The organism is Halomonas ramblicola (genome assembly GCF_030409215.1).
GTDB classification, from domain to species: domain Bacteria; phylum Pseudomonadota; class Gammaproteobacteria; order Pseudomonadales; family Halomonadaceae; genus Halomonas; species Halomonas ramblicola.
Genome location: NZ_JAUFPL010000019.1, coordinates 1 through 720, shown reverse-complemented (window position 1 = coordinate 720; position 720 = coordinate 1). Strand labels below are relative to the sequence as shown.

Below are 720 nucleotides of genomic sequence, written 5' to 3'. Positions count from 1 at the left end.
CCTGCTCGGCAGAGAGCTCGACGCGATCGCCGTGCCAGTTGCCGGCCCAGTGGAACTTGCCCTGGTTCAGACGCCGGGCGCACAGCCAGACTCCCAGGCCATCGTGGACCAGCACCTTCATGCGGTTGCCACGCCGGTTGGCGAAGAGATAGGCGCAGTGCGGCCGAGCCGCGCCGAACACCTTCACCACCCGGGCCAGAGCGGTATCCGGGCCGGCCCGCATATCCAGCGGCTCGGTGGCCAGCCAGATCTCGTCGATGCGGATCATCCCAGCAGCCCCTTCAACCACCGCGCGCACTGCGCCGCGTCGGCCACCGGCCAATGCACGGTGATCGTGCCCCGCGCCGCGGGGACTTCGATGCGAATCTCTCCGGAGGCAGTAGCAGAAGTGGGAAGATCAGCCGCTGCTGGCGGCGCCGGCAAGGGCACGAAGTCCGGCACGGCCGGCAGCTGGCTCTGGTGCTTGGCCTTGCGGATCCAGGTCTGGACGAGGTTGGTGTTGAGTCCGTGCTGCAGGGCGACCTGAGCGATCGAGGCATCGCCCTGCAGGCAGGCCGCGACGATCTTGGCCTTGAACGACGGGGCATAGCGACGACGGCGGCGGATCTCACGTTCGGTGCTTGGGGGAGTCATGAATAGGTGCCCACGTAACAATAGATGGGCACCTAATGTCGCCAGCCAGGGCCTTCCGTGTAAGGTGTGTTCACCGGGCGGTTACGG

Annotated in this window: 2 protein-coding genes; both read right to left on the bottom strand. The window is 66.9% G+C overall.

What is annotated here, in order from left to right; all coding sequences use genetic code 11:
• Positions 1-268, bottom strand: a 268-nt coding sequence (gene tnpB / locus QWY80_RS08165; protein ID WP_290230285.1) for an IS66 family insertion sequence element accessory protein TnpB, incomplete at its 3' end; no start/stop codon positions are given.
• Positions 265-633 carry an IS66-like element accessory protein TnpA gene (tnpA, locus tag QWY80_RS08160; protein WP_290230284.1) on the bottom strand — a complete coding sequence of 123 codons (369 nt, stop codon included), beginning with the start codon at positions 631-633 and terminating at the stop codon, positions 265-267. The genes tnpA and tnpB, both read right to left, overlap by 4 nt.
• Positions 634-720: the final 87 nt, after the last annotated feature.

What these genes read in the sequence shown, in the direction of transcription:
- tnpA (WP_290230284.1), bottom strand. Translation starts at nt 633, where the DNA reads ATGACTCCCCCAAGCACCGAACGTGAGATCCGCCGCCGTCGTCGCTAT.